Here is a 22,507-nt window from a genome sequence, read left to right on the forward strand (position 1 = left end):
CGCTGGCTAGGACGCTGCTTCGGTGTGATCGATCCAGTCCGCGAGTTCGCGCCGCAGTTCCGCGATATCGAGCGGTTTGCCGAGCAGCCGTGCGCCTGGAATCGCGTCGCCGATCTGCGCGTTCTTGCCGTAGCCCGACACCAGCAGCACGCGAATACCCGGCTGCTGGCGCAGCATGACGCGTGCAAGACTGTCGCCGGACATGCCGGGCAACGTGAGATCGGTGAAGAGGATGTCGAAGTGTTGCGCGGGCACGAGCGGCAGCGCTTCTTCCGCACTCGCGACCGCAGTGCAATCGAGGCCCAACGCAGTCAGCAGATCGCTGAATGCTTCGCGTGAGTCCATATCGTCTTCGACGAGCAGCACACGTGCCGGCGTGCGAGTCGAGCGCGCCGTCCCCAAAGGCGCCCCCCTTTGGCAGATAGCTTCAACCGCGGGAGCTTGGCTTTCGTGGCCGGATTCCCTGGCGGGGTCGTAAGCAGCAGGCGGCACGCAGGCGGCGATCTGTCCTTCGTCCACGGACACGGGCAACGCCATACCCGCCGCGCTGGCAGCGCCGGCGCGCAACACGCTGCGCACCTTGCGGGCGAGGTCGTCGCGCCGGTACGGTTTCGAGAGCAGCGTGATACCGGCGTCGAGTTTGCCGTGATGGACGATCTCGTCGCGTGTATACCCGGAGGTGAAGAGGGCGGGCACCGCGGGCGAGCGCGCCGCGGCTCGCTGCGCGAGCTCCACGCTCTTGATCTTGCCTGGCATCACCACGTCCGTAAACAGCAGATCGATCGGCACGTCGCTGTCGATGAACTCGATTGCCGCGTCGCCGCTCGACGCGGTCAGCACCTTGTAGCCGAGTTGCGCGAGCATTTCGATGGCGGTCAGTCGTACGTCGGCGTCGTCTTCCACGACCAGAATCGTTTCGCCGCTACCGGTGGGCGCCGTGGTCTCGTCGACGGTTTCCGAGGTTTCGGCCTCGCAGCAGCGCGGGAAAAACAGCGAGACGGTGGTGCCGCGTCCCAGTTCGCTATCGATCAAGGTATGGCCGCCGCTTTGCCTGACGAAGCCGAACACCATGCTCAGACCGAGGCCGGTGCCGTGGCCGTCGGGCTTGGTGGTGAAGAACGGTTCGAACACGCGCTGCAGGACCTCTGGCGGCATGCCGGTGCCCGTATCGGTGACGGAAAACACCACGTATTCGCCCGGCGAGAGCTCCGGTTTGCCGCGGCAGAACGCGGTGTCGAGCACGCGGTTGGCCGCGCGCACGGTGAGCGTGCCGTCGGCCCGCATCGCGTCGCGCGCATTGATCGCGAGATTGAGCAGCGCGTTTTCCAGTTGGTTGCGATCGGCCTGCACATTCCACAAATCGTCGCTCAGGACCGTGTCGATCCGCACCGTTTCGCCGAGCGCGCGGTGCAGCATCTCGCTCATGCCGCTCAGCAGCCGGCGAGGGTTCAGCACGGTCGGCGAGAGCGGCTGACGTCGCGCGAAGGCGAGCAGATACGCGGCCAGTTTCGCGCCGCGTTTGACGGCGTCCGTCGCGGCGGACAGGCGGCGCAAGGTGGCCGGATGATCGCCGGCGTCGGCCGCGAGCATTTGCAGGTTGCCGTTGATCACCTGCAGCACGTTATTGAAGTCGTGCGCGACGCCGCCCGTGAGGCTGCCGATCGCTTCCATCTTCTGCGCCTGGCGCAACTGCTCTTCGGCCAGCGCGCGCGCCGCGACCTCGTCGGCCACGCGCTGTTCCAGCGTCTCGGTCAACTGGCGCAGCGACTGTTCGGCGATCTTGCGCTCGTGGATGTCGATCAGCACGCCGGGAAAGCGTGTCGGTTCGCCGTGCTCGTCGAATTCGCACTGGCCGTTCGCCTGCACCCAGAGATAGTCGCCGTCGGGCCGCCGGATTCGAAACTCAGCGCGAAACGGCTGCCGCGTGCGGATCGCCTCGGCGGTCAGTTCATCGTTGAGCGCCTGGTCGTCCGGATGAAGCATGTGGACGGCGGCGCGGCGCTCGACTCCTTTCGCGGCTTCTTCCTGCTGAAAGGAAAAGGTGCGCGCGAAACGTTCGTCGCCGCTGACCTTGCCCGTGCGCAGATCCAGCATCCAGGTGCCGAGCACCGTGCCGGTATTGAGCGCGAGTTGCAGCCGTTCGTTGGTTTCGTGCAGTTCGCTTTCGGCACGTTGCCGCCAGCGCTCGGTGAGCACGCGCGTGGTGGTCTCGACGACCACTGCCAGCACGCCAGCCGGCGCGCCGCTGTCGTCGGCGACCGGGCTGTAGTAGAGATCGAGCCACACGTCCTCGGGCTTGCCGTCGCGCAGCAGTATTAGTTCCTTGTCGCGATACGACAGCGTGCCGCCCGCGAGACACGTGGCCATGACATGGCGGTTGAAATCGGCAACTTCCGGCCAGCCGTGTTCGACCGGGCAGCCGAGCAGATAGGGATGTCGTCCGCCCGCGAAGATCGCATACGCGTCGTTGTAGATCATGTAGCCGGGCTTGCCCCACAGCAACACGAGCGGCACGGGCGAGGCGAGCAGCAACTGGACGGTCGCCGTGAGACTGCGCGGCCAGTTTTCGATGACGCCGAGCCCGGTGGCCGCCCAGTCGAATGCGCTGATGCGCTGCGCCATCTCCCCGCGCCAGCCGGAGCAGCCGTGGTCTTGTGCCGGAAATGGCATGCTGCGCTCCACAGAGGTCACGTCGATGAAAGTGTCCCACTCTGCCGGCTCGCGTGATGCGTTTGCACCCGCAGCAGGAGGTGGGATGAAGCTTCTGCCGTGTACCGCGTGCCGGTGCATGGCGGGCACCCGGCTGCGACAATTGTAAGCCACAACACCGGGCCGGTGATTCATCGCGCATGCGTTGTGTGGTGGCTCGGTACTTACAGTTCGCATTCAGAAGATAGGCGCGAATCCTGCTGCAGCGAGGCGTTCGCGCGCGCCGATTGGCGCACCGTGGCGTTCAACGCCACGCAGAATTCGAACGTCGATAAACGCGGACCCCATCATGGCGAAGAAAAACATCACACGAAACAAGTTGCCCAAACCGGATGCGCGCCAGGCGCTGTTGATCACGCGCCGCAACGCCAGAATGGCACGCTCGGCGCACGCCTACGTACGCGGCAACACCAGCAAGTTCTACGAATGGCTCGAAGGCATAGAAGGCCACGCCTTGCCGGAAGGCCCGGCCATCTGGATATGCGGAGATTGCCATACCGGCAATCTCGGACCCGTCGCCGATGCACAAGGGCGCGTTGAAATCCAGATTCGCGATCTCGACCAGACCGTGATCGGCAATCCGGCACATGACCTGATCCGCCTCGGCCTCTCGCTGGCGACCGCCGCGCGTGGCTCGGATCTGCCCGGCGTCACCACCGTGCGCATGATGGAAGCGCTCGCGGACGGTTACGAGCGCGCCTTCGACGAAACGGCGGGCGACGCCGACATTCACGCGGAAAAACCCGAAGCGGTGCGGGTGGTGATGAGGGAAGCGGTGCGCCGTTCATGGCGGCATCTCGCGGAGGAGCGTATCGAGGATCTCGATCCGACCATTCCGCTCGGTCCGCGTTTCTGGCCGCTCGCCAAGAGCGAGCGGCGCGAGATCGAGGCGTTGTTCGAGAAAGGCTCGTTGGCGCGCCTCGCCACGGTGATCCGCGGCGCCGGCGATGAAGCCGACGTGGAAGTTCTCGACGCCGCTTACTGGGTGAAGGGCTGCAGTTCGCTCGGCAGATTGCGTTACGCGGTGCTGCTCGACATCGACGGCGCAGCGGTGGAGGGCGACGACCTGTGCCTGATGGATATCAAGGAAGCCGCGCAAGCGGCCGCGCCGCGCTATCCCGGCGCGCGCATGCCGCGCGACAACGCGGAGCGGGTGGTGGAGGGCGCGCGGCATTTGTCGCCGTCGCTCGGCGAGCGGATGCGCGCGGCGCGTCTCGCGGATCGCGCTGTCGTGATTCGTGAATTGTTGCCGCAGGACATGAAGCTGACCATCGAGCAACTGACCCGCGACGAAGCAATGAAGGCCGCGCGCTTTCTGGCGATGGTGGTCGGCAAGGCGCACGCGCGGCAAATGGATAGCGCGGAGCGCAAGGCGTGGCTCACCGAGCTACGCAGAAACCGTTCGAAGACGCTGGATGCGCCGGGCTGGCTGTGGACGGGTATTGTGGAACTGGTGAGCAGCCATGCTGCTGGGTATCTGGAGCATTGCCGGCGGTATGCGACGGAGCGTGGGGGTAGCTGATGTGTTGTGCGCTTGTCTGTGCATTGCGAGCAAAAGTTCATGGGCCGGCTTGCCAATGCGAGGCGCGGCGATTTGCGTCATATGGCGATATCGTTTTTGATCGCATGTCCCCTTGAGATAAAAGCCGGGTGTCGGTCCCACCCGCCCTAATTCGGTCCTTTAGTTTATTCCCCTGTTTGCCGTTGTTGACCGAGCGGCAGTCCATTCGTCATCACGTACCGGCACACCAGTGCTGTCGGTAGTGGTGACGATTTTTTATGCTCGTTTATTTCAGGTCGACGTCGGCTCGTTCTCGGGTCACGTATTGCACTCGAACTGGTCCCTGTTCTGACTGGCGGCCAGTGGAGATGGTCAGCATAACGTGCTGATAGTCGTCCCCCTGCGGCCACACTGATATTTCCTGATGCCAATGCAGATGTTTCCGATAGACCAAAGCACAGCGTTTATTCGATGATTGCAGCATACGCTTAACAGCGGCGGCGACCATGAAAAGCAGGCGCTGCAGGGACAATTGCTTGGACGAGATGGCATATGTCCAAGTAGAAGCGACCACTAATTGTCTCATCGCGAGGAGGGGCATGTTAAAGATATTTCTATTGCTCATGATGCTGGCTTCTAGCGCAATGGCATTCGACGGGAAAGCCGCGGGCGGACAGCTTCGTCACTTTCAGGACTGCGACGTCTGCTCGGAAATGATCGTCCTTCCGTCAGGTCAATACATGATGGGAGCGACCGAGGAAGAATTCCAAGGGCAGAATCAATACCGTTTTATGTATACCGACGAAACGCCGCGCCATGTGGCCGAGGTGAAGTCGTTTGCACTTGCAAAGTTCGATGTAACGAGGAAGCAGTTCGAGGTCTTTGCAAAAGAGACGGGTTTTAGCGGGAAAGGTTGCCAGATATATAACGGGAAAAAATGGGTAGTTGACGCAAATGCCGACTGGAGCAATCCCGGATTCAGACAGACGGATCAGGATCCCGTTGTTTGCGTGTCGTGGCGTGACGCGCAGAAATTCATTTCGTGGTTGAACGCAAAACTTCCGGGGCACAGAGTGACGAAGTATCGCTTGCCCAGCGAGACAGAGTGGGAATACGCGGCCCGCGCTGGTACGAAGACCGCAACCTACTGGGGGAATAACCCGCAGGATACGTGCCGCTATGAGAACACTCGGGACCAGAGCGCACGGGCGCTCGACGCAACTGCACCGGTTGCTGACTGCACAGACGGCTATGCCGGGACGGCTCCTGTAGGTTCGTTCAGGAAAAATCCATGGGGACTCTTCGACATGCTTGGCAATGCTGAGCAATGGATGGAGGATTGCTCGAGCATTGGCTATGTGAATTTTTCTTCAGTACCGATCTCAGAATCTGCGCCTTGCGGAATCAGATCCATGCGGGGGGCGAGCTGGGCGACGATCCCGATCGCAACCCGCGCGGCGGCCCGGAACGGAGTGCCACCCGATCACCGAACTAGCAGCTACGGATTCCGGCTCGCAGCAGATTTATTAAACTGAATGTGGAGAATAAGACGATGTCAGGACTTGTTGTTTCCGAAACTGCTCTGAACGTGACGTCGCTGGTCACCTCGTGGGTTAATTACCTGAATGCGTGCACGCAGTTCAAAAATAATCCCGATTCTGGAGATGCAAAACAGGCTGTTATTGGGAACGCTCAAGCGTTGGCAGGCGCGGTGAAAGCGTTGTCGGGCAACCCTCTTTTATCTGCCGGATTGGGATCAATTGGCGGACTGACAAATATCACGGTTGATGTCCAGTCTTATCAGGACGCGTTGCGAAGGCAGGATGGCGATGGCCAGATGGCAGCATTCACAGCAGTAACAAATGATGCCGCTGGCATCGGCGGTGGCGCAGCCACTGCAATTGCCGCGGCCGCCTCGGGACTTGGCGACAGCGCCTTGGCGACCCAGATGGGCGTCATTGCTTCACGCGCAAATGAATTTGGCGTTGCAGTCGGAATTGCGGGCGTCCTTAACGATATGGGAACTTGGTTTAACACCACCTTCCTGCCGGGTTTCAATAAATGGACCGGCAACGTACCGGCGTCGCAGGACGGCGACATGCTTACACCTATGAACGGTCCGGACGGCAATCCCGCGATCATCATGGCTGGCACCCCGGGCGACACGATTACTTCAACGTCGTTGAGCGGTACTGCATTCCAGTACAGCGAGGTGAATGGCCAAGGCGTCGCGACTAGCACCGTGACGCTCGCAAGAAATGGCACGACGGACGCCGAATACATAAGCGGGCAGGACGTCCATTCTGACACCAACGGGTTTCAGGTGAGCGTGGCGGCAAGTTCAGGCGCGACCCTTAATGGCGCAGGCAATGGGATATCACTCGGCCGGAATGCCCAAGCCAACGTGCATGGCAACAATAACAACGTCACGGCTATGGACGGAGACTCGATTTCGCTAACTGGTTTGCAGAACATCATTAATGCGTCGAACGGCTACATCTACGGGCAGGCTGGTGACACCTTCACGGTGAATGGTTCGGGCAACCTGGTCACTAACGGTGGCAACAGCACAACGTCAGTTCAAGGTGACTCCAATACATTGGCTTATATTGGTGCCGGGAGTGCGGTCACGATCAACGGCCAGAACAATTCAGTGGACGCTTCTGGTATCACGGCTATGGGTGCCACTGGCTCGTCGTTCGGATTGAACGGGTCAAACGACGTTATTTCCAATGGAAATAATAGTGCGACATTCATCAACGGTGACAACGATACCTTGGTGTGGGCTGGTGCGAATAGTTCCATCCGGCTAGTGGGAACAGGCAACACGCTTGACACGTCGAGCAACTACATCTACGGGCAAGACGCTGACAGGTTCACCGTAAATGGCTCAGGTAATGTGATTGCAAACGGCGGCAACAGCACAACGACTGTTAACGGCAGTAATAACGTGCTCGCCTATGGCGGCCCAAACAGTTCCATTTTCGTTCAGGGAACAGACAACACGTTTGATACCTCGGGAAGCTTCATCTACGGCCAGGCGAACGACACGTACACGGTGAACGGTTCGGGCGACTGGCTAACCAACGGCGGCAACAGTACAACGACTGTTAACGGCAATAAGAACCTACTCGCCTACGGCGGCCCAAACAGTTCCATCTTCGCTCAGGGAACAGACAACACGTTTGACACCTCGGGAAGCTTCATCTACGGCCAGGCCAACGACACGTACACGGTGAACGGTTCGGGCGACTGGTTAACCAACGGCGGCAACAGCACAACGACTGTTAAGGAAGGTCTGCACAACCCGCTTTTTGAAGCGTTATCTTTCACATCCTGCGCGGCCTCGGCGTTCAGATTTTTGTCGGTGAGTTGATTGCCGGAGTTTTTTCCGCGCACCGGAGCGCTCCAACCAGATATATGGCCTTCATTGGCCCGGTGTTTCAAGCTTTGCGCAAAGCTCTACGTGCCATCCATAGATTGCCCAAAGCAAACAGCGTGGTGATCTGGGCGGTGTTCTTCATCAAACCACGATAGCGGGTCTTCATGTAACCGAACTGCCGTTTGAGGATGCGAAACGGGTGTTCGACCTTGGCCCGGATACCCGCCTTCAGGCGTTCGATCTGATCGTATATCGCGTCCAGCGAATCACTCAGATCCAGTTTCCTTCGCTTTGCCGGTCGCATTGCAACATGCCAACGAACCGCGTCAGCCTCACATCGCTTTTCGATACCCAGATATCCGGCGTCCGCGTACACATCCGTTTCTTCACCATGCAGCAACGCCTGGGCTACCGTGATGTCGTGAACATTGGCCGCCGTTCCAATGACCGTATGGACCAGGCCCGAGTCGGCGTCCACGCCGATATGCATTTTCATCCCGAAGTACCAGTTACCACCTTTCTGCGTCGATTGCATTTCAGGATCGCGCGTGCCGGAGCCATTCTTTGTCGAACTGGGCGCGGCAATCAGGGTGGCGTCGACTGCCGAACCAGCCTTGAGCATCAGGCCTTTCTCCGTCAGGATTTCATTGACCAGCGCCAGCATTTGCACCGCCAGTCCGTGCGTTTCCAGCAGATGGCGGAACCGAAGAATCGTGCTTTCATCCGGCAAGCGAACCATCCCGCCGTCGAGACCCGCGAACTCGCGATACAGCGGCACGTCATAGAGTGCCTCTTCCATAGCAGGGTCTGACAAACCGAACCATTGCTGCATGAAATGAATCTGCAGCATCGTCGCAATCGGGAACGGCGGCCGACCGGTTTTGCCCGTGGGATAGTGCGGCTCGATCAGCGCAATCAGCTTCAACCAAGGCACAACGCGTCGCATCTCATCGAGAAATTCCCGCTTGCGCGTGCGCTTCGTTGACAGATCCAGACCAAGACCAAGTTGCGTCATCACACTGCTCCTCACCCAATTAGCTCTGTTTCCCAGGATAGCTCAGCAGCAACACAATGCCAGGACTTCTGCAGACCTTCCTTAACGGCAGTAATAACGTGCTCGCCTACGGCGGCCCAAACAGTTCCATCTTCGCTCAGGGAACAGACAACACGTTTGACACCTCGGGAAGCTACGTCTACGGCCAGGGCAACGACACGTTCACTGTTAACGGCTCGGGCGACACGATCACCAATGGTGCGAACAGCATCTCATGGGTCACGGGCAGCAGCGATAACCTCGCATATGTTGGTCAGAATAGCCTGGTCAACATAAGCGGGCAGGGCGAGCATATCAACGGTAATACCGACGTAATCAATTGCGCGGCGGGATTCTCTGGGAACGTTGAAGGTGGTGCGGATCAGATAGGGTTGGCAGGCACCGGAGACTACCTTGGCCTGTTGGGAGGCAGCGGTTATTCGATCAACGCCCAAAATTCGACGATCGGCACATCGGATAACACCAGTTTCATGTTGAACGGCTCGGGAAATTCCCTTGGCCTAGGTGCCCATAATGCCGTCTCTGTGAATGGCAGCGGGAACGCCGTTAACGCCGGTTCCAATTCAGTCATTTTGGACAATGGTGTCAACAATACGATCAACGCGACAAACAGTGTGATCCAGCTTGGCAGCCAGAACATCGGCCAGACGATCTATATCAACGGGAACGGAAACACGATTGACGCGGCTACCTTACTGTCGAAAAACCCTGTCGTACAGGCAGATATCGTGGTTCGGGGCACTGGCAATACGATCATCGCGAGCAATCAGAAGATCGATCTGAATGGCACCACGGGCAATTTTGTGACCGCTAACAACGCCACGTACTATAACAGTCCGAATGCCTTCTCGTACGTATCAGGAGCGTCACTATCCGGCACATATGGCCCACTGAATCCTGCGGCACCTTCCACGCCTGGCGTATTCTTTCCTGAGTATGACCCGAGTGCAGGTGGCACTGGCGGGGCATTCACGAATGGAGGGGTCTGGAACGGAGACCCGGACATTTCGGGCATGCTCCCCATGTACGATTTGCCGCTGGACGATTGCTCCGGCAGTGGCTATAACGCCGATGGCGTCTATAACGTGGTCGTATGCGGGGGTGGCGTTGGCGCTTCAACACCGGCTTTCTTGTCAGCAACGTCTAGCTCAACGGCGACAAGCGCCGCCGCATCAGCAGCTAGGGTCGCAATCGGCGCCGCTGCCCCGGTTTCGCGTCCCGCATCGTTCGACAAGCAGGACAACAACGCGGCTGCTAGCCCGACCGAATCAACGGATGACACCGCTCTCCACGATGCGCTCGCCGCCATGTATCAGGATAGGGGGCAGGCATTTGCGGTGGATACCACGAGTGGCGCTATGACTGCGGATGTTGCCGTACAAAGTCTGATTGCAGCGCTTGCGTCCTTCGGGGCGGATAGCTCGGCGAGTGCGAGCTATACCGCGTCGGCGCAGAACGATCCGCAGATGCTCCTCGCGGCCAGCGCAGCCTGATTGACAGCATCGAAGCCGACAGCACTTCGCAGCGAGGTTCGCGAAGTGCATCCGCGTGCATGATTTCGCTATCCATGAACACTCCTGAGTTTAATCCGCATGCGCCTGCGCGCGATGCCGGTCTTGCTGCACTTGTCATCATCGCACGCTTCCATGGTATCTCTGCAGATAGCGCTCAACTGCGTCACGCGTCCGGGCTGGGCGTCGGCCTGTTCGACGCGGGTACGTTGGTCCTGTCCGCACGGGCGCTTGGCCTGAAAGCTCGAAGTGTACCCCTGCGCCGTGACCGGCTGGCAAGCTCCCCATTACCCGCACTCGTGCTTGACAAGGATGGCCAGCACTTCGTGCTCGCACGTTGCGACGGACAGAGCGCGCTGGTGCTGGAAGGCGATGCCCGTACGCCATCCGTCATGCCGCTAGATACGGTTGCCGGCCGTTCAACGGGGCAGATGATTCTGTTTGCTTCCCGCGCGTCGCTTACCGGAGCGTTGGCGAAGTTCGACTTCTCCTGGTTCATTCCGGCAATCGTGAAGTACCGCTGGCTATTGCTCGAAGTGCTGGGTGTGTCGCTCGTCCTGCAACTGTTCGGACTGGTCTCGCCATTGATGTTCCAGGTGGTAATGGACAAGGTGCTCGTCAACCGCACCTACAGCACGCTGAACGTGGTGTGCGTGGCATTACTGGTGAGTTCGATCTTCGAGGTGCTACTGACGGGACTGCGCAACTATGTGTTCGCGCATACGACGAACCGCATCGACGTCGAGCTCGGTGCGCGCCTGTTCAGGCACCTGGTCGCGCTACCGCTTGCCTACTTTGGCGCGCGCCGGGTAGGTGATACCGTTGCACGTGTCCGGGAGCTGGAGAACATCCGCAACTTCCTGACCGGACAGGCGCTCACGGCGCTGATCGACCTGACGTTCTCATTCATCTTTCTCGCCGTGATGTGCGTGTACAGCGTCTGGCTGACGCTGATCGTCGCGGTTTCGCTGCCGGTTTACGGCGCGATATCGGCGGGTCTGATACCGGTATTGCGCGGCCTTCTGAACGAGAAATTCGCACGTGGCGCCGACAACCAGTCTTTCCTCGTCGAAGCGGTGTCCGGTGTCGAGACAGTCAAGGCGATGGCGGTTGAGCCACAGTTCGTCAAACGATGGGAGACGCAGCTTGCGGCCTATGTGGCCGCAAGCTTTCGCGTCAGCTCACTCGGCAATCTCGGGCAGCAACTGATCCAGCTGGTCGGCAAGTTGGTGACGCTGGGAACGCTTTTCTTCGGCGCAAAACTCGTCATCGGCGGCAAGCTCAGCGTCGGCGAACTGATTGCATTTAATATGATGTCCCAGCGCGTCAGTGCACCAGTGCTGCGGCTGGCGCAACTCTGGCAGGATTTTCAGCAGGTCGGCATCTCGATGAGCCGTCTCGGCGATATCCTGAATACGCGGACCGAATTGCCTCAAAGCCGTCAGGCGCTACCGGCGCTAAAAGGCGAAGTCCGCTTCGAGAACATTCGCTTCCGGTACCGTGTCGACGGTCCGCCAATTATCGATGATGTTTCGCTGGACATCGGGGCGGGTCAGATCATTGGCGTCGTAGGCCGCTCGGGATCCGGCAAGAGCACGTTGGCAAAACTTCTGCAACGCCTCTACATCCCTGAACAGGGAACGGTCCGTATCGACGGGATCGACCTGGCACTCGCCGATCCCGCCTGGCTACGACGCCAGATTGGCGTGGTGCTGCAGGAAAATCTGCTCTTCAATCGTTCGATCCGCGAGAACATCGCGCTGACTGATCCCGGCGCACCGCTGGCATCCATCATCAACGCAGCGAAATTGGCGGGCGCGCACGGCTTCATTAGCGAATTGTCCGAAGCCTACGACACGATCGTCGGCGAGCACGGTTCGAACCTTTCGGGCGGCCAGCGGCAACGCCTCGCGATTGCGCGCGCGCTTCTCACCAATCCCCGGATTCTGGTTTTCGACGAAGCGACCAGTGCGCTGGATTTCGAAACCGAGCGCGTGATCCAGAACAACATGAAGGCGATGTGTGCGGGACGCACCGTCATCATCATCGCTCACCGTTTGACGGCCGTGCGGCACGCCGACCAGATCGTCGCAATGGACCGCGGCCGGATTGTGGAGCGCGGGCGCCACACGGAGCTGCTCCAGCTTGGCGGCTATTACGCCAACTTGATTTCGCTGCAGGGCGGCCAGTCATGACACTACTGCGCTTACAGGCGATAAAGGACCTGGGTGCCCGCTATGCGGCTGTGTGGCATGGCGCTTGGGATAGTCGCCACCTGTCAGATTCACCGCGACGTGAGCCTTATGAACTTGCGTTTCTGCCCGCACAGCTTGAGCTGGTTGATACGCCCGTGCATCCTGCGCCGCGCTGGGCGATGCGGAGCATGGTGGCGCTTACCGTGCTGATCCTGTTGATAGGTACTGTCGGCAGACTGGATATCGTGGTGTCGGCGAAGGGCAAGTTTGTTCCCAATGCGCGCGTCAAGGTTATACAGCCGGCGATGACAGGTGTGGTCCGCGAGATTCTGGTGCATGACGGACAACAGGTCGCGGCGGGCCAATTGTTGGTCAAGCTCGACACGGCACAGGCTGCGGCGGATGCCGACAAGGCCGTCTCCTCGAAGCTCGACGCGGAGCTGGCTGTCGAGCGGGGGGCCGCACTGCTTGCCGCCCAGCGTGACCGTCGTGCGCCTGCGGTCGCGTCCGTCGAAGGTGCGCCGCAGGATCGCATGCAGCAGGCGCAACGCCAGGCGGAGGGCGCGTACCGTGAATATCAGGACGCCGTCGACAGCGCGCAAGCCGAATTGCTCAAACAGGAAGCGGGGCTCGACAGCACTCGTCAGGAGATCGCCAAGCTGCAGGCTACCGCGCCGCTCGCGCGTGAGCAGGCGAACGACTACCGCGCGCTTGCAGGCGAGAAATACGTGGCCAGAAGTGATTACCTCGAGAAGGAGGCGACCGCACTCGGACAGGAGCACGAACTGGCGGCGCAGCAAAGTCATGCTCGCGAACTGGCGGCCGGCATCGCCGAACAGCGCGCGCAGATTGGACAGGCCGCCTCGAAATTTCGACATGACCGGCTCGACGAAATGGAACGGGCCACGCAGCAGGTTACCCAGAGCCGTGATGATGCGACCAAGGCAGAGACCCGCCAGGCATTGCTCAGCCTCACTGCACCGGTGTCGGGGACGATTCAACAACTCGCGACATATACGCCCGGTGGCGTGGTGACGACCGCGCAATCATTGATGGAGATCGTCCCGGCAGACACGCTGGAGGTGGAGGCACAACTGGAGAACCGTGACGTCGGCTTCGTCGAAGTCGGCCAGACAGCCGCGGTCAAGGTCGAAGCATTTCCTTACACGCGCTACGGCTTCATCAATGGCACCGTGGTGTCCGTCTCAAACGATGCGGTGCAGGACCGGAAGTCCGGCCTAACGTTTCCGGTGCGTATCCGGCTGTCGACGAACCGGCTGCATGTCGAGAACCGGTGGATCACGCTTACTCCCGGTATGGCGGTGACCGCAGACATCAAGACCGGGAAACGCAGCGTCGCGGGCTACTTCCTCGGACCGCTGATGGAAAGTGCGCAGGAGAGCATGCGTGAGCGCTAAACCGATCATCGCGGCGGCCCTGGCTGTGTGGCTCACGATATCCCCCGAGGCGCGCGCCTTCGATGTGCTACGCACTGAAAGTGCGATCCCGGCGACGCCCGCGGACGCCATTGTGCCGGATGCGGGAGGCTGCCTTTTTGCGCCACCAGGCAATCCGTTGCTACTAGGCGAAGCGGTTGAACGGGCATTGTGCAATAACCCGAAAACGCGTGAGGCGTGGGCCGATGTCAAGGCACAGGCGGCGGGTCTCGGTATTGCGCGTTCGGCTTACCTGCCGACGGTAGCGGGCACCGCTCAACTAATGCGCGACGATTCGGTGACGAATGTGGCCGGCCATCCGTCACTTAGCTCCGCGAGCACCGCCAACCTCAATTCCGAAAGCATTTCGCTGAACTGGACACTTTACGATTTCGGTGCACGTTCGGCTTCGGTCACGAACGCATCGGCGTTGCTCGCGGCGGCCCACTCGATGCAGGATGCGACGCTACAGACTCTTTTCGTCACGGTCGCAAAGGACTATTACGCCGCACAGGCGGCGGCCGGTGCGCTGGCGGCGCTCGATGTCGAGCGCATGGCCGCCGATAGCGCGAAAGTAGCGGCGGCGCGTGTCGACAGGGGTATCGCTCCGATCTCCGACGCGCTTCAGGCTCAGACTGCATACACCCAGGCGGTCCTGAGCCGCAACAAGGCGCACGGTGCATGGCAAACGGCAGCAGGAGCGCTTGCCGCAGACCTGGCTCTGTCGCCCGATGTGCCGTTGCAACTGCCTCCGGTGACAAACGGCGTAAAACCGGATGCCGCTTTTGCGCAATCGGTCTCTGACTTGATGGACGATGCGCGTCGCACACATCCCACCGTACTGGCTGCCCAGGCGCAGGTCGACGCAGCAGCGGCAAAGGTGGAGCAGACACGCGCGGAGGGCTTGCCCAATCTGAGCCTGGTGTCGAAGTACAGCCGCGACAACCAGCCCGCAAGCCTGGGGCTTGGCGTCGCAGAATTCCCTTCAACAGGCCACGAATGGTATGTCGGCTTGCAACTGACCATTCCGTTTTTTAGCGGCTTCAGCCGTACCTATCAGGTGCGACAGACGCAGGCGCAACTCGAACACCAGCAGGACGCGTTAGATGACGCCCGCCAGCAGGTAGGCCTCGAAGTGTGGAACAGCTATCAGGCGGTGCAGACCTCGATGAATGGTGTGAAGGACAGCACCACGCTATTCGACATTGCGCAGCGCTCGTTCACGGTTGCGCAGCGTCGCTATCAGGCGGGCGTCGGCAATATTCTCGAACTGCTCAATGCGCAAACCGCGCTAGCGAACGCGCAGCAACAACGGATTCAGGCGCTCACCGATTGGCGTGCGAGCCGGCTGCGCCTGGCGGGCAGTTTGGGGCGGCTGGAAACTGGCAGCGTTGTCGACCAGTAGCGGAAAAGATGCGAACTAATCCCTGAACCCTCGCGACCGGCGGTGCGCTCTGCGGCCGCTCTCCCTATCAGCCCGCGTTGCTGAATTCACGACCGTTACAGCACATATCTGCAATACTCAATGAAACATAAGATCGACGCACTCACGTCGTTGCGGTTCTTTGCGGCGGCCCTGATCGTCGTCCTGCACGGAACCCAGGTTTTCGGGCACACCCGATTCACTGATCACTTCGCGATCTTCCAGGCGGTCGGCTTCTTCTATGTTCTGTCGGGGTTTGTCCTCGCGTACAACTATTGGGGCATTCCTCTGTCCCGCGCGGCCCTTTCGAAGTACGCGCTCGCTCGCGCGGCCCGCGTGCTGCCGGTTCACCTGTTCACTGCAGCGCTCGCTTATATGTTTATCGTCGGCGCGCGCGGTTCAGTGCACGCCATGCTCACGAATGTGGTGCTGCTCCAGGCATGGATTCCGGGTTTTGACTATTCGTATTCGTTGAACGGCGTGTCGTGGAGCATCTCGGACGAAGCATTCTTCTATGCCATGCTGCCGCTGTTGCTGCTTGATCTGCGACGCACGGTGCTACGCAAGCTCGCCGGGTTCGCGGCAATCACCGCGTCGATTCTGTATCTGGCGCGCAACGCCCAAGACCCAACACTAACGTGGGCCAACTACGTTTTCCCGCTCACACGCCTCCTCGAGTTTTTCGTGGGTGTCGCTGCGTTCCACCTATATGGCCAGTTCGGCCAGCGAATCAGGCGCCTGTCGATGCGCTCGGCAACGTTGCTTGAGATTGGCGCGGCCATCGCAACGCTCGCCTCGATGCACTTCTGCATGGAAGCGCTATCCCTGCCAGGGGCATACTCGCTGCTGGGCAAAGCCTTTCCGGGATGGTTCGGCAGTTCGGGAAGCTGTCTGATATTCGCCGCACTGATTCTGATTTTGGCTTGCGAGGCGGGAAAGTTGTCGTGGCTGTTGGCTCGACCACCGCTCGTCTATCTCGGCAACATCAGCTTTGCGCTGTACATGATTCATCAGATCATCGTGCGCGTGCTGCTGGAAAACCCTACGCTACTGACCCATGCGCCAACCTGGATAGATTACCTCGGGTATGTCTGCGCTGCCCTGCTCGGCGCGGAAACAATACACCGGTTTGTGGAGAATCCTGCGCGTACCGCAATACTGCATGCCTACAGGCGCTGGGAACATCAAATCAACGCTGGCGCCACACGCTGACCATGCTCGGGGCGGCCATCGTCAACTTGGAGAGGTCACCATGTTGATATTGTTGCATCGGCATGTTCTCGCGTGGGGCCAATCGAAGCGCTTACTGCCCACAGGCATTCGGCGCCGGGAGATGTTCGGCACTTACTTTTGCCGGCGCCGGCACCCTGACTCGAGCCGCCGCCGACATTCACACCCGCATCAATTCGACAACGATAGATACGGCGAAACAAGCGGCGTAGGCGGGAACGGCTGCAAACCGGTCTGCTTGCTGAAGCTATACCGCACATAAACCGCTGCGAGATACTCGCGATATTCATAAGCATTGCCGAGCGAAGCGGTGGCCCCGAACGCCAGTTGCGGCGCGAGTTGATATTCGCCCACTGCGCTGAGCGAATACGACACCCCGGTCTTGCTTTGGCCCGGATACTGTGCGCCGCTCTGCACGCTGGTGCCGACAGTTGCTGCATTACTGATCGCCGCGTTCTGGCGATTGGAACCGTCGTTGAGCGGGAAATAGTTCGACGCATCCTGACGATAATGCTGCACGCCGATCGAGCCCTTCACGTCGTACGTGAACGCGCCATTGCGCCCGGTCCACTCGACCGGCAAGTTCAGGATCACGTACTGTTGCGGGCTGAAATAGCCGCCCTGGCCATAGGTGAAATACGACTGGTTCTTGTCGTATCGCATTAGCGTCGTATTCACGCCGATCGTGAGTGTCTGATCGGCGTCTTTCAGCAGACGCGTATAGATGCCGCCGCCGCCTTTGACGGCAGTATTGCTCAGTACGTTATTGCCGTCGTAATACTGGAACGCCGCATTCACATACAGGCCGCTCGTGCCGTCGTCCCATGCGAGGCTGCCGAGGCCGCCGGTTGAAGTGACGCCGCCCCATTCGAGACCGGAGCCGGAATCCCGCGCGCCGGCATAGGACAGCAGACTGTCGGTCACCGCGCGGCGCGCGACGGCCAGCGAATACGACACCTTGTCGGTGATGCCGCCGTTGTACTTCGCACCGCCCACGATGTTGGTCTCGCGGAACCCGATCGGCGTCACGCCGATGTCGCCGCTGAGGCTGCGGCCCTCGTAGCCGACCGACAAGCCCACGCCGCTAGCCGTCTGGCTGCCGACATTGGCCGCCGAGACCGACGTGCCGTTCGACAGGCCGGCGCCGAAGCGCGCGAGCGTCGAGACATTGTCGGCGGGACTGCCGGCGTCGAGCGTGACAGGCGTCGCCGTGACGACCACGTGGCCGTTGCCCGCCCGGATACGCCCCTGGATCGGCGCTTCGATATCGGTGAGATTGGACAGGCCGTCCTCGCCGGCGCGGTTACGGAACACGATGCCGCCCGAGATGCTGCTCGACTGTTCGCGATTGATCTGCGCGAGTTCTTCCGCGACGCCGAGTGTTTGCGCGTTCGCCACGTTCGGCTGCGCGTAGGTGTTGCCATTGCCGTTCGCGCCGGGTTGCGCCGGATAGTACGGTTGGGCGTAACCGGTGGGAGGCTGCGGAATGTATGGCTGCTGCTGCGCGTAGTAGCCCTGATTCGAGTAAGCCTGCTGCTGCGGCGGTTGAGGTTGATACGGCTGTTGCGCGTAGCCCTGCTGCGGCTGTTGTTGCGGATACGCCTGCTGCGCGTAGTACGGCTGTTGCTGCTGCGGATAACCTTGCTGCTGCCCATAAGGCTGCTGCGAATAGGCAGGCGCATTGCGGCTATTCTTCGGCGCACTCTGCTTCTTGCCGGTCGAGCGCTTCGGACTCGTGCCCTGCGCGCCATACGGTTGCGTTTGCATCGAACCGGCATTGGCCTGCGCTTCGCGCGCGGCCGGCGACATCGGCCAGGGCGTGGCCGCATAGCCATCCGGCGCACCGTATTGCGGCTGCTGCGGATAAGGCGCCTGCTGTTGATAGGCCGGGTTGTACTGCTGCGGGGCCTGCTGAATCGGAGGCATCTGCGCCTGCTGCTGCATCGGCGGCTGTCCTTGCCCCGGATAAGGCTGCAACGGCGCGCCCGACTGGCTTGACCCGTAAGTCTCCTGCCCATACCCGCCGGTATTGAGCGCGGGACGCGGCGCGTTATACGGCAAGGCGGCAGGCGCACCGTTCGGCGCATAAGGCTGCGCGGGCGCCGTATAAGGTGCGACGTAAGGCGCGGGTTGCGTAGGCGGCGGATAGTTCGGCACGGTTTGTGTCGGCAAGGAAGACTGCGAATACGGAAGCGCTGAGCGCGCGGCGTTGTAGCCACCGGCGAGCGCGGCGTTGTCGGCGTCGGTTGGCGTGACCGTGGCGGTTTTGCCTTCGAAAGGATTGGTGCCCGGGAGCGGCGTCGCGCCAATCCGGCGCATCGCCGCTTCCCAGCCGCGCGGCACGTTGCTCGCCGGACTGCGCGGCGCGTTGGCCATCAGCGGCGTGTTGGCGGCGACCAGCGAGCGTTGCAGATAAGTCGACGCGAGCGACAGCTTGCCTTCCGCGCGATACATGCGGCCGACGGTGGCGAGCACGCCAGGATCGGCAGGCGCCGCGTTCAAGGCCTGTTTAGCGAGTGTTTCGGCGTAACTGAAACTCTTCGCGCCGGTCGCGGCGGAGATCGTCGCCTGTAAAAGGTTCAGGTCGTCGGGCTTGCGTTGCAGCGCGACGCGATAGCTGGCGAGCGCATTGCGATCGTCGCCGGCAGTGGCATAGAGGCGGCCGAGCGCGGCCTGCAGATCGGGATTGTCGGGCATGGCCGCGAGCCACGGCGCGATCACGTCGTAAGCGCTCGCGAGGTCGCCTCGCTGGCGCACCGCGTCGCATTGCTTGATGACGATGCCGAGATTCAGGTTGCCGAAGTCGGTGCGTTGCTGCGGCGTCAACTGCATCGACGCGAGCCGGCGCATCACCATGCCGAGTTCGGCTTCCTGCTGCGTGGCCGACAGAATGCCCGCGTATTCCAGCAACAAATCGGTGTTGCCCGGCGCCGCGTTCATGGCGGCGCGCACGAGTCCGAGCGCGCGGTTGGGATCGCCGGCCTGCTGGTAAGCGGCGGCGATCACGCCGATCAGTTCGGGGCTGTTTCCCGCGACCGGCTCGGCCGCGTGCAGTGTGGCGAGCGCCTGCTGCGTCTGCCCGCTGCGCGCCATCCGCGTGGCGAGGTCGGCTTGCTGATGCACCCATAAGCGGTGCTGCAACGTGGTCATCGCGTCGGTGCGCTGGGCGACCGGAATGCGGTCGAGTTGCGCGAGACCCGCCGACCAGTCCTGCGTTTCCGCCGACAGCAACGCGCTCGCATACAGCGCGTCGGTCATGTCGGGATGCGCGGCGAGCAGGCCGTCCATCATGCTGCGCGCGTTGGCGACCGCGCCCTGGCGCACGTAGATGCGCGCGAGGTCGAGCCGCAGCCACGGGTCGTCGGGCGTATTCAGCAGCGCGTCTTCGAACAGACTGCGCGCGCTGCCCAGATCGCCGCGCGCTTCGGCGGCGCGCGCCTGCGCGGCCTGCGCTTCGCCACGCAGACGGTTGATGCCGCCGGCCTTCGACTGCTGTTCGGTGTTGAGTTGGTTGGCGAACTGCAATGCCTCGTCGCCGCGGCCTTGCGCAGCGAGCGCGCCGACCAGCCCGCGCACCGCGTCCGGGTTGTCGGCCTGACGGCGCAGCGCCATCCGGTAGGCCTGTTCGGCGCCACTCGGGTCGCCGTTCGCGAGCAGCATTTCGCCGAGCAGCACTTGCGCGGTGACGTCGGACGGATTCAGCGCGATCGCGCGTTCGAACAGCGACTTCGCCTTCGCGAATTCGCCGTTGCTGCGCGCGCCGATCGCGTCGCTCGTGTAGGTCCAATAGCTCGCGCTGTCGAGCGCGGTTTTCCAGCGCGCCGGATTGCCGTTGCGCGAGGCGCGTTCCAGATAGTTGCGGGCTTCGGCGAAATGCTCCTGCTTCAGCGCGGCGATGCCCATGCCGCCGAGCGCGTCGGTGTCGTTCGGACTAGTGGCCAGCACCGAGGAAAACTTCGCGCGCGCCGTGGCCACGTCGTTGCGATCGAGCGCGCTGAAACCATCGGCGACGGTGCGGCCGCGTGCGTCGGTTGCGGCATTTTCCTGTGAACGTGCGCGCGCCGCGCTGTCCTGCTGGACCATCGAATCGAAGCGCGCTTTCACGGCGGCGTCGTCAGTCGCGGTTTGCAGATAGGCCTGATAGAGCGGGGCGTCGGACGGCCGCGCGTCGAGCCACAACAGCGCCTGACGCCAGCTTTTTTTCGCCGACGCGCCGACCGTGCTGTCGCCCGCCAGTTTCTGCAGACGCGCAATGCCGTCGCGGCGCGTCACGTCGCGATAGGTCAGATGCTGCGCATAGGCGAGGGCGTAACGCGGGTCGTCGGGGTTGTCGCGCGCAAGCTGTTCGAGGCCGCGGCGCGCCTGATCCCAACCTTGCGGCGTGGCCGAGAGCGCCTGGTAATACTCGAGTTGCAATTCGGGCGTGGCCGGTTTGCCGTTCAGCGCGCGCTGGTATTCCTGCACCGCGCTCGCGCTTTGACCGCTTTGCGCGAGCCGCCGCGCGTCGTTGACGGTCTGGTCGCGCAGGCTCGATTCGCCGAGGCGCCGGCCGAGTTCATCCAGATTCGGATAGTTCGGCGCGACCGCTTTCAGGCGCGCCAGATATTGCTGCGCGCCGGCGCCGTCCTTGCGGTCGGCGAGCACCATGCCCATGCCGAAGAGCGCATCGGGCTGCCTGGGATCGATGCGCAGCACCTTCAGCCACGCCTGCTCGGCGAGGTCGCCGCGCTGATGCGATTGCCAGTACTTGCCCTGATCGATCAACACGTTCAAGGGATCTTTCGACGCCTGCGCCAGCGCATCCGGCGCAGCCGTCGCCACGCAGCAGACGGCCGTGAGGCTGAGCGCGAGGCGCAATGACAACGCGAGGGCGCTCAGTCGCATGCGTTTCTCCAACTCGGCACGAGACGTCCGGCTTCGTCGAAACGATAGCGGCCGTCGATGAAGCCCGTGCCGAACAGACCCAGCACACGATCGTAGTAAACCGGTTCGCGGCCCGGCACGTTGGTGTCGAGCGCCGCGAGATGCGTGCGCGCGAGGCCGAGGCCGCGCTCGTCGCCGAACGCCTTGAAGTACGGCGCGAGCGCAGCCCAGTAGCTGAGCGGTCCTTCGCCGTTGGCCGCGCCGGTGGTCGATGAAACCTTCTCGGGCGGAAAGCCGGTTTGCGCGACGCGCGCGCGCATCCCGCCGAGCGCCGCGAGCCAGGGTTTGGCGAGCGGATCGGCGGGCGAGGCGAGGCCGGCCCACAGATAGACGCGGATCGCGTCGTAGCTGCCGGTGTCGCCGTTTTTCCGATCGACCACGAACTGGCCGTTTTGCCAGGCCGCCCAGTCGGGCGCGAAGCCTTGCGGCGCAGTCGTTTTGATGAACTTGTAGGCGCTGTCGGCGAGCTTTCCCCAAGGTCCGTTCGGCATCTCGTGCGCGAGTGAGCGCAACACCGGCAGCGGCAAATAGCTCGGATTCAGACGCGTCACGCCGCCGCTTTTGAAGCCTTGCGGTCCGGGCAACAGCATCGGTCCAACGCCCGGCAGCGTGGTCATTTCCTGACGCGCAATCTGCGCGGCCAGTGCTTCGCCCAACTGCGTGTAAGCCGCTTCATGCCACAGGCGGCCGGCTTGCAGCAGATCGTAGGCGATCCACAGGTCGGAGTCCGATGCGGAATTCGGATCGAGCACGCCATACGAGCCGTCCGCTTTTCTGCCCCATTGCCACGACGGCAGCCGCATGTTCTGCGCGTCGAACTGATTGCCCGAGAGATTGCTGCGAATCCAGCCGAGCAGCCGGTCGAACGTGGCGCGGTCGTTCGCGACCAGCGCGAAGAAGAGCGCGTACGACTGGCCTTCGGAAGTGGTTTGCTGCGCCGGCGTGGAATAATCGATCACGCGGCCGTCGGCCTGCACGAAGCGTTCGACGAACGTGCGATAGCCGCTCCAATCGCCACAGGCGCCGGGGGCGGCGGTGGTCTGCGCCACTTTGACTAGGCTGGCGAAACTCGCGGACGCGGCCAGCCCGAGCGTCAGCGCCACGCCGATTTTCTTGTTGATTCGAACCCGCATATCAGTCCTA

General features: G+C 61.8%; 13 protein-coding genes. 8 read left to right on the forward strand and 5 right to left on the reverse strand.

The window, feature by feature from the left end:
- Window positions 1-6: 6 nt before the first annotated feature.
- Entirely contained in the window at window positions 7-2,670 is a 2,664-nt protein-coding gene (locus tag B0G82_RS31145) for a response regulator (RefSeq protein WP_121310113.1), read from the reverse strand.
- 328 nt (window positions 2,671-2,998) lie between these two features.
- On the opposite strand from B0G82_RS31145, the gene B0G82_RS31150 reads away from it, so the two are divergent.
- A complete protein-coding gene (locus B0G82_RS31150) occupies window positions 2,999-4,231 on the forward strand; it encodes a DUF2252 domain-containing protein (RefSeq protein ID WP_116148035.1) in 1,233 nt (410 codons plus the stop codon).
- Window positions 4,232-4,496: 265 nt separating this feature from the next.
- On the opposite strand, the gene B0G82_RS39875 is transcribed toward B0G82_RS31150, so the two are convergent.
- Window positions 4,497-4,835: a hypothetical protein gene (locus B0G82_RS39875; protein WP_158608208.1), complete on the reverse strand. Its 339-nt coding sequence runs from the start codon at window positions 4,833-4,835 to the stop codon at window positions 4,497-4,499.
- On the opposite strand from B0G82_RS39875, the gene B0G82_RS31155 reads away from it, so the two are divergent.
- Together B0G82_RS31155 and B0G82_RS31160 are read left to right on the forward strand one after the other, a co-directional pair.
- Window positions 4,810-5,745: a formylglycine-generating enzyme family protein gene (locus tag B0G82_RS31155; RefSeq protein ID WP_158608209.1), complete on the forward strand. Its 936-nt coding sequence runs from the start codon at window positions 4,810-4,812 to the stop codon at window positions 5,743-5,745. The two genes, B0G82_RS39875 and B0G82_RS31155, sit on opposite strands and share 26 nt — an antisense overlap.
- Before the next feature lie 17 nt (window positions 5,746-5,762).
- The gene (locus B0G82_RS31160) at window positions 5,763-7,586 is read left to right on the forward strand and encodes a DUF3060 domain-containing protein (protein WP_121310115.1); all 1,824 of its coding nucleotides are present in this window, start codon (window positions 5,763-5,765) and stop codon (window positions 7,584-7,586) included.
- A 67-nt stretch (window positions 7,587-7,653) separates the two neighbouring features.
- Here B0G82_RS31160 and B0G82_RS31165 read toward each other — a convergent pair whose 3' ends face one another.
- The gene (locus B0G82_RS31165) at window positions 7,654-8,607 is read right to left on the reverse strand and encodes an IS5 family transposase (RefSeq protein WP_116149560.1); all 954 of its coding nucleotides are present in this window, start codon (window positions 8,605-8,607) and stop codon (window positions 7,654-7,656) included.
- Window positions 8,608-8,663: 56 nt separating this feature from the next.
- On the opposite strand from B0G82_RS31165, the gene B0G82_RS31170 reads away from it, so the two are divergent.
- The 5 genes from B0G82_RS31170 (at window position 8,664) to B0G82_RS31190 (ending at window position 16,423) form a co-directional block, all read left to right on the forward strand.
- Window positions 8,664-10,139 carry a hypothetical protein gene (locus tag B0G82_RS31170; protein WP_121310116.1) on the forward strand — a complete coding sequence of 492 codons (1,476 nt, stop codon included), beginning with the start codon at window positions 8,664-8,666 and terminating at the stop codon, window positions 10,137-10,139.
- 74 nt (window positions 10,140-10,213) lie between these two features.
- Window positions 10,214-12,352 carry a type I secretion system permease/ATPase gene (locus tag B0G82_RS31175; protein WP_121310963.1) on the forward strand — a complete coding sequence of 713 codons (2,139 nt, stop codon included), beginning with the start codon at window positions 10,214-10,216 and terminating at the stop codon, window positions 12,350-12,352.
- Entirely contained in the window at window positions 12,349-13,770 is a 1,422-nt protein-coding gene (locus tag B0G82_RS31180; RefSeq protein WP_121310117.1) for an HlyD family type I secretion periplasmic adaptor subunit, read from the forward strand. The genes B0G82_RS31175 and B0G82_RS31180 overlap by 4 nt, the downstream gene beginning before the upstream one ends.
- Window positions 13,760-15,193 carry a TolC family protein gene (locus tag B0G82_RS31185; RefSeq protein WP_241974906.1) on the forward strand — a complete coding sequence of 478 codons (1,434 nt, stop codon included), beginning with the start codon at window positions 13,760-13,762 and terminating at the stop codon, window positions 15,191-15,193. The genes B0G82_RS31180 and B0G82_RS31185 overlap by 11 nt, the downstream gene beginning before the upstream one ends.
- Before the next feature lie 120 nt (window positions 15,194-15,313).
- Entirely contained in the window at window positions 15,314-16,423 is a 1,110-nt protein-coding gene (locus B0G82_RS31190; RefSeq protein ID WP_121310118.1) for an acyltransferase, read from the forward strand.
- Window positions 16,424-16,612: 189 nt separating this feature from the next.
- Here B0G82_RS31190 and B0G82_RS31195 read toward each other — a convergent pair whose 3' ends face one another.
- Both B0G82_RS31195 and bcsZ read right to left on the reverse strand, forming a co-directional pair.
- The gene (locus B0G82_RS31195) at window positions 16,613-21,325 is read right to left on the reverse strand and encodes a cellulose biosynthesis protein BcsC (RefSeq protein ID WP_121310119.1); all 4,713 of its coding nucleotides are present in this window, start codon (window positions 21,323-21,325) and stop codon (window positions 16,613-16,615) included.
- The gene (bcsZ, locus tag B0G82_RS31200) at window positions 21,316-22,497 is read right to left on the reverse strand and encodes a cellulose synthase complex periplasmic endoglucanase BcsZ (RefSeq protein ID WP_121310120.1); all 1,182 of its coding nucleotides are present in this window, start codon (window positions 22,495-22,497) and stop codon (window positions 21,316-21,318) included. Before bcsZ ends, B0G82_RS31195 begins: the two co-directional genes overlap by 10 nt.
- Between the last annotated feature and the right edge of the window lie 10 nt (window positions 22,498-22,507).

Source organism: Paraburkholderia sp. BL17N1 (genome assembly GCF_003634175.1).
Classification (GTDB): domain Bacteria; phylum Pseudomonadota; class Gammaproteobacteria; order Burkholderiales; family Burkholderiaceae; genus Paraburkholderia.